This is a genomic window from Candidatus Angelobacter sp. (genome assembly GCA_035607015.1).
Taxonomy (GTDB): domain Bacteria; phylum Verrucomicrobiota; class Verrucomicrobiia; order Limisphaerales; family AV2; genus AV2.
The window spans coordinates 1-7,048 of record DATNDF010000432.1 but is presented as its reverse complement, the minus strand read 5'-3'; the positions used below and the strand labels follow the sequence as shown (position 1 = coordinate 7,048).

Annotated in this window: 7 protein-coding genes; 3 read left to right on the top strand and 4 right to left on the bottom strand. The window is 59.6% G+C overall.

Going from position 1 to position 7,048, the window contains the following annotated elements:
* Together VN887_17455 and aroC are read left to right on the top strand one after the other, a co-directional pair.
* Nucleotides 1–432: hypothetical protein (locus tag VN887_17455; protein ID HXT41798.1), on the top strand; the 432-nt coding region annotated here is incomplete at its 5' end.
* A 107-nt stretch (nucleotides 433–539) separates the two neighbouring features.
* Nucleotides 540–1,619 (top strand): chorismate synthase, encoded by a 1,080-nt coding sequence (gene aroC, locus VN887_17450; GenBank protein ID HXT41797.1) that lies wholly within the window; start codon nucleotides 540–542, stop codon nucleotides 1,617–1,619.
* Nucleotides 1,620–1,635: 16 nt separating this feature from the next.
* Here aroC and VN887_17445 read toward each other — a convergent pair whose 3' ends face one another.
* Both VN887_17445 and VN887_17440 read right to left on the bottom strand, forming a co-directional pair.
* On the bottom strand, nucleotides 1,636–2,730 hold the full coding sequence (locus VN887_17445; protein ID HXT41796.1) for a prepilin peptidase: 1,095 nt from the start codon (nucleotides 2,728–2,730) through the stop codon (nucleotides 1,636–1,638).
* Nucleotides 2,723–3,646: a shikimate dehydrogenase gene (locus VN887_17440; GenBank protein HXT41795.1), complete on the bottom strand. Its 924-nt coding sequence runs from the start codon at nucleotides 3,644–3,646 to the stop codon at nucleotides 2,723–2,725. Before VN887_17440 ends, VN887_17445 begins: the two co-directional genes overlap by 8 nt.
* Before the next feature lie 111 nt (nucleotides 3,647–3,757).
* Here VN887_17440 and acs point away from each other — a divergent pair, with 111 nt between their 5' ends.
* Nucleotides 3,758–5,764, top strand: coding sequence for an acetate--CoA ligase (gene acs / locus VN887_17435; GenBank protein HXT41794.1), 2,007 nt, complete (start codon nucleotides 3,758–3,760; stop codon nucleotides 5,762–5,764).
* A 78-nt stretch (nucleotides 5,765–5,842) separates the two neighbouring features.
* Here acs and VN887_17430 read toward each other — a convergent pair whose 3' ends face one another.
* The gene (locus VN887_17430; GenBank protein ID HXT41793.1) at nucleotides 5,843–6,277 is read right to left on the bottom strand and encodes a hypothetical protein; all 435 of its coding nucleotides are present in this window, start codon (nucleotides 6,275–6,277) and stop codon (nucleotides 5,843–5,845) included.
* A gap of 23 nt (nucleotides 6,278–6,300) precedes the next feature.
* The coding region (locus VN887_17425; protein HXT41792.1) for a hypothetical protein at nucleotides 6,301–7,048 on the bottom strand (748 nt) is incomplete at its 5' end.

Genomic DNA, 7,048 nt, shown 5'->3' with positions numbered 1-7,048 from the left:
GCGAGGCCCGACCAAGCCAGCTGCGAATCAGCAGCGCCCAAGATGAGTGGAAAGTCGAAATCATTCGACCGGACGGTCCCGATTCGCCTTCAGTTTTGCGCTCGCCTGTTCCGACCGGGCCCGGTCACGCTTATCAAGGAGCGCCTCATGTCGGCGCGTGAGGACCTGAGAAACATAATCGCCGCACTCGAGGGTGAAGGCGTGCGGGTGTCGTTTGCTGACGGAGAAATCTACGACCTCGAAATCAAGTCAACGTCCAGGCTCCGCGAGGGTGGCACATTCGACACGACCGTCATCTGGGCGATCAATTGTTTGAGAGCCGCTGATGTCGAAACCGGAGTAGAAATGAAATTCAGGCTCGATGACGTGGAGAAGGTGCAGATTCTAAAGGACGCGCGCTGCGTTTTTGATCGAAGCACCGGGCAAAAGTAGGACAAACCTCGTGCAAATTAGTCCGGGCCGGATTCGATAGATCAAGGCGCGGTTTTTCCGTCCGCTGGGAATTTGACCTAATGCGGCTTTTCCCCCACTCTGTGCGCATGGCAAACACGTTCGGCCACCTGTTCCGCGTCACCACCTGGGGCGAATCGCATGGCGGCGCCGTGGGCGTCGTCGTTGATGGCTGTCCGCCGCGCCTGGAGCTGGCTGCATCCGACATCCAGCCTGATCTGGATCGCCGCCGTCCAGGACAATCCCGCATCGTTTCGCCCAGGAAGGAGAGTGACATGGTCGAAATCCTCTCCGGCACGTTCGAGGGCAGGACACTCGGCACGCCTATTTCCCTCTGGGTCAAAAACGAAGATTCGCGGCCCGAAGCGTATTCGGAGATGGCGACCAAGTTTCGACCGTCTCACGCGGACTACACCTACCAGGCAAAATTCGGAGTGCGCAACTGGCAGGGTGGCGGACGTACGAGTGCCCGCGAAACGGTCGGGCGCGTCGCCGCCGGCGCGATCGCCAAGAAAATCCTGCGGGAACGCTGGGGCGTCGAAGTGCTTGCCTGTGTACAGCAGGTACAGCGCATCGTGGCCGACGTTGATCCCGAAGTGATCAAACTCAAGGATGTCGAAGCGAATATTGTCCGCTGTCCCGATCCCGTTGCCGCAGAGAAAATGCTCCGGTTGATTGAGCGAATGAGGAAAGCGGGGGATACCGTCGGAGGCATCATTCTGGGGGTGGCGCGCGGTGTTCCGCCCGGTTGGGGCGAACCGGTGTTCGACCGGCTGGAAGCGGAACTGGCCAAAGCGATGCTGAGTCTGCCCGCCTCGAAGGGCTTTGACGTTGGATCAGGTTTTGGCGGCATTCTGTTGACGGGCACCCGTCACAACGATCCATTTCGAGCAAAGAACGGGAAGGTTTACACGTTGACGAACCGTTCCGGCGGGATTCAAGGTGGTATTTCAAACGGCCAGACGATTTACTTTCGCGTCGCGTTCAAGCCGGTCGCCACAGTGATGGTCGAGCAGGAAACCGTGGACGTTGATTTCAAAAACACGACGCTGAAGGCGCGCGGCCGCCATGATCCGTGCGTGCTGCCCCGCGCCGTACCCATGGTTGAAGCGATGGCAGCGCTCGTGCTCGTTGACCACGCGTTGCGGCACAAGGCGCAGTGCGAATGACGCGGATGGTTTCGCGCTACGGCCCCAGCCACCAGTGCATGATCCGGCCACCGCCGAAAATCCAGAGGGTCGCAGCCAGCGCGATGAAAGGTCCGTAGTAAAGGCGGCCGGACCACTCTTGTTTCTTCAAGGCAATCATACTCAGACCATAGGTCGCACCGACAATGGAGCTGAGCATGAGAGTGAAGACCACGGCCTGCCAGCCGAGAAATGCGCCAATGGCGGCCATGAATTTGACATCGCCCAATCCCATCGCCTCACGAGGCACGACCAGTTCGTTTGTCACTACTTCGAGATGCTGTACGTCGTCGGGCTTGAACGTGTCGTCGCCCACGCGGAGCAGGGCCGGCGAAAGACGCACCGGCACGAGCGCATAACAGCGGTCCACCATTTCCACGGTCTTGGCTTGAAGAACAATGGTGTCTGATTTCCGGTAAAAGATCTCTTCGTAAGGAATCTCCCTGTCCGGCAGCATCATGGTCGTTTCGGTAAAAAACACCGTGCTGTCCGGGACGAGTTCAAATTTTTGCCGGCCGAACAGCATCTTGCCCAGGCGTACAATCCCGTAAATGACGCCTGCGCCGACGATGACCCCTGCGAAGCAGCGTTCCAGCGAGGTTGCGGTTGTCGGCGCGGCGTGCAGCGCGTGGACAAAAAATGAGCAGACGAAACCCGCCACGATCCCGCCAAGGGTGATTTCGTCGGGAATTATGAAATGCTCGATATCAATGAATGTGGCGGCGATGAATCCCGCCAGCAAGAGGCAATAAACCAGCGCCAGCGCGGGTGATTGCGCACCGAACACCAGCCAGCAGCTCAGAAACAAAGCGCCGGTCAGCAGTTCCACCAGAAGATAGCGAACCGAAATCGGAGCGCCGCAGTTTCTGCATTTGCCGCCAAGCATCAGCCAGGTGGCCAGCGGGATGTTGAGATACCAGGGAATCGAGTAATTGCAGTGCGGGCAATGTGACGGCGGTGATACCACGCTCTCGCCGCGCGGCATGCGGTGGATGCACACGTTCAGAAAACTGCCCACGATGCTTCCAAAGCAGAACAAAGCGACGGACCAGAAATGAAAGGGGATGACCTGCCAGAATGGTGCGTTAGGCATAAATGTTTTTTTCCAGCGCGCGGCGCATCGTCTCCAGAGGCGCGGTCTTTCCGGACCAGATCTCCAGCGCCTTCCCACCCTGATGGAGCAACATGCCCAGACCTGTGGCGGCGCGGCAGCCTGCGGCCCTGGCGGCTTTGAACAACGCCGTTTCGGCAGGACGATAGATCATGTCATAAACCGCGCGCGTCTGACGCAGTGAGAATTGTTTCGAATCGAACGGCAGCGGGTCTTCCGATTTCAATCCCAGCGAAGTCGCGTTAATGACCAGATCGACCTGGTTTCTCGGATATCCGACCGACACTTCCTGGCGGGGAAATCGTTTCTGAATTTCGGCGGCGATCGCAGCGGCCCTGGCGGCGGTGCGGTTGGCCAGGAAAAGCGTGCCGACGCCTTCCAGTGCGAGTTTCAAAGCGGTCACGCGAGCCGCGCCGCCGGCGCCCAACAACAAAACCCCGGCCCCGCGTAGAATCTGCAACCCCAGGTCCTCCCCCAGTGCCAGAACGAGCGCGTCGGCGTCCGTGTTATATCCCACGGCGCGGATTTCGCGAGGGATCTCGTCGCGGCACTGAACAAGGGGTCCCCATGATCCCCCGGCATTGCGGGCTTCAAAACGAATCGTGTTGACGGCGCCCAGATTTTTTGCGGACTCGTCAAGCTCATCGACCATCTCCAGTGAGGACAGTTTATGCGGCACGGTTAGATTGAGTCCGATGAACTTCATCGCTCTGGCGCCGTTGATTGCCTCGCGCAGACTGTCCGGAGGCACGTCAAAGGCCAGGTAGCGCCAGTTCAATCCCAGCGCCTGAATGCCCGCGTTTTGCATGGCCGGCGACGCGGAATGTTTGACGGGGTGACCGAACACCGCGCAGAAGCGCGTCGAGGCGTCGATTTCCTTTGCTCCGGCGTCGGGCACGCGCGGAGGATAGGGTTCCGGGCTGCAAGTTCAAAGTTCAAAGTTCAGCCTTGAAGGTTGACGTGCCCGGTCACGTTCCTAAGATGACGGGGCGTTTCCAAAAATGATGTTATGAGCGACAAAGCGAAACTCTCGGCCATTACTTCCGTTCTTCACGAAAAGCGCGTTTTCCCGCCATCAAAAGAGTTTTCAAAACGGGCGCGCATTTCATCGTTGGCCCAATATCGAAAGCTTTACCGCGAATCGATCAGATCGCCGGAAAAATTCTGGGCCAGGCAGGCTGGAAATGAACTGGTCTGGTTCAAACCGTGGAGGAAGGTTTTGCAATGGAAGGCGCCGTTTGCAAAGTGGTTCGTTGGCGCGCGGCTCAACGTCAGCCACAACTGCCTTGACCGATGGCTCGACTCGCCGACCGCGAACAAGGCCGCGCTGATCTGGGAGGGCGAGCCGGCGACGGACGGCAAATCCGGCGAGGAGCGCGTGCTGACCTACCGGCAACTGCACCGCGAGGTTTGCCGGTTCGCCAATGTGCTCAAGCGAAACGGCCTCAAGACAGGCGACCGCGCCATTATCTACCTGCCGATGGTCCCGGAGGCTGCCATCGCCATGCTCGCTTGCGCGCGAATCGGCGCGGTGCATTCGGTGGTTTTCGGGGGGTTTAGCGCACAGTCGGTGGCCGATCGAATTTTCGATTCACAGGCAAAGCTCGTCATCACCGCGGATGGGGGCTTCCGTCGGGGCGCCGTCGTGGCGTTGAAGAAAAATGTGGACGAAGCGCTCGCGCTGAAAGACACGCAAGGCAATCTGCTCGCGAGAACAATCGAGAAAGTCATTGTTCTCCGGCGCGCGAACAACGAGGTCCACATCACGGAAGGACGCGATGTTTGGTGGCACCGTGAACTCGAGTATGTCGATGCGCATTGTCGCGCGGAGAAAATGGACAGCGAGGCGCCGCTGTTCATTCTGTACACGAGCGGTTCGACGGGAAAACCGAAGGGGATTCTGCACACGACGGGCGGCTATCTGCTTACTGCCAAGCTGACGACCAAGTACGTTTTCGACATTGGCGATACCGACGTGTATTGGTGCACGGCCGACGTTGGCTGGGTGACGGGCCACAGCTATGTGGTTTATGGACCGCTCGCGAATGGCGCGACGAGTCTGATGTACGAAGGCGCGCCGAACTGGCCGGAGCCTGATCGATTCTGGCGCATCGTTGCAAAACACGGCGTGAACGTCCTCTACACCGCGCCAACGGCCATCCGTGCGTTTATGAAATGGGGCACCGAATGGCCGCGGAAGCACGATCTGAGTTCGCTGCGCCTGCTCGGCACGGTTGGCGAGCCGATCAATCCCGAGGCGTGGATCTGGTATCGCACAGTGATCGGCGGGAAGCGTTGTCCAATTGTGGATACCTGGTGGCAGACGGAAACCGGCGGCATCATGATCACACCGCTTCCCGGGGCGACCCCGACCAAGCCCGGGTCGGCGACGTTGCCGTTTTTCGGCGTCGTTCCTGAAGTCGTGGATGACAAGGGCAATGCCGTTCCCCGTAATACGGGGGGCAAGCTTGTTATTCGCAAACCGTGGCCCGGCATGTTGCGCGGCATCTGGGGCGACCCCCGGCGTTACAAGGAGATTTACTGGAGCGAGGTCAAAGGCAGCTATTTCACGGGTGACGGCTGCCGGCAGGACGACGATGGTTACTTCTGGATCGTCGGCCGCATCGACGACGTGCTCAACGTGGCGGGCCATCGCATTGGCACAGCCGAGGTCGAGAGCGCGCTGGTCAGCAACCAAAAAGTCGCTGAAGCCGCAGTCGTGGGCCGGCCCGACGAATTGAAAGGGCAGGCGCTGGTCGCGTTTGTGACGCTCAAGAGCGGTGTGAAGGCCGCACCGGAAGTGCGTGAGGAACTGCGGCAGCATGTGGCGAAGGAAATCGGAGCGGTCGCGAAGCCCGACGACATCCGGTTCGCCGAGGCCCTGCCGAAAACGCGTTCTGGAAAAATCATGCGCCGTTTGCTCAAGCAGATTGCTTCCGGCACGGAGATCAAAGGCGACACGACGACACTGGAGGATTTCAACGTGCTCGCCAAACTCGCGCAGAGCGAGGAGTGACCGTCCCCTCCGGGATAACGCGGATCCGCGAGGGAAGTGAGGCGAGTCGGTTCGGTTACCGACGCGAAGAATAACGCGTCACGGTTTGCTCAGCCGGTAGAATTTTGTCGCGCTGCTGGCGGGAATGGGCGCGGTTGGATTTCCTGTCGGCCCGGCGGACCAGGAGGGTGACACCAGGCTGTCGGTCTGCTCCAGCGCGAAACCTGGAGAAGAGGGCGACCAGGAGATGATCACGCTGGCCCCGGAAAGCTGGATGAAAAGCGTGGGGCCGCCGGTCGTTGACGGCACAACCAGTCCCGGCCAGAAACCGCCTTCAAGCGTGTAGCTGCCGCCGCTCAATGTTCCCGCGTCGGGCTGGCCCATCGTGCCGCTCAGAGTGTAATTGCCACCAGTGCTCGTGCCACCTCCGCCGTCAACGGTGAACCAGTCAATAGCGTAGTTCTGTGCCCGGCAGTGCACTGTCAGGTAAAGCAATGCAGCCAGGTAAACCGTTTTCAGAAATCTGTTCTTCATAACTTGATCGATCCGCTGGTTGCCTATTCCCACGCCATCCAGGTGACTTGCATATGCTGTCCCCAGCCGGCCGCGGTATCGGTGCGGACGACGTTTACGGTGCAGGTCGTCGTCGTCACCCGGCGCACGGTCACGGCGAAGGTGTCATCCACGTCAGATGCGCTGCGTGCGGAGACCAGAACATTGGGCACGGAGCCGAATGATTTTGGAAAGGCAAAAGTGAAATTGGTTTTTACGGTGGCAGAATCGGTGGTCATCTGTGCCAGCCCGGCTTGTAGATTGTTGAAGACGGTCGTCCCGTTGCCGACGCGCAGGGAACCGTTCACATCGAGGGTCGCGCCGGGATTGGTGGTGTTAATTCCCACGCCGCCAGAGGCGCGGACAAGGAATTGGTTGGTGGCTGTCGAAGTAAAGTCAGCGTTCTGAGAATCCGCCCATACAAACGTGCCGGAGTTTACCGCCTTGGCGCGGTGGCCGGCGGCAAAACTGTTCCCGGAGGCGACGTTCAGATCACCGCCCGGAATGGTCGCGTAGTTGCCGGTGTTGGTGTTCTTCAGTCCGCCGCCAATGGTCGAGTTTTCACCGCCCAGGATGTAATTGTAAGCGCCGCCGCCAATGCTGGACCCCAGGGCGAACGAGGAGATAAAATTCCCGCCGCCGCCCGCGATGGTGTTGAGCTGCCCGACGTTGATGAATGAGCCTCCCGGAGCCACGGGCGGTGTGCCGCCGAGCATATTATCGTTGCCTCCCCCAATTGTGCCCTCGATCGTG

Bases quoted from the DNA above. Each gene is read 5' to 3' on its own strand.
- aroC (HXT41797.1), top strand. From the start codon at position 540: ATGGCAAACACGTTCGGCCACCTGTTCCGCGTCACCACCTGGGGCGAA.
- VN887_17445 (HXT41796.1), bottom strand. From the start codon at position 2,730: ATGCCTAACGCACCATTCTGGCAGGTCATCCCCTTTCATTTCTGGTCC.
- acs (HXT41794.1), top strand. From the start codon at position 3,758: ATGAGCGACAAAGCGAAACTCTCGGCCATTACTTCCGTTCTTCACGAA.
- VN887_17430 (HXT41793.1), bottom strand. From the start codon at position 6,277: ATGAAGAACAGATTTCTGAAAACGGTTTACCTGGCTGCATTGCTTTAC.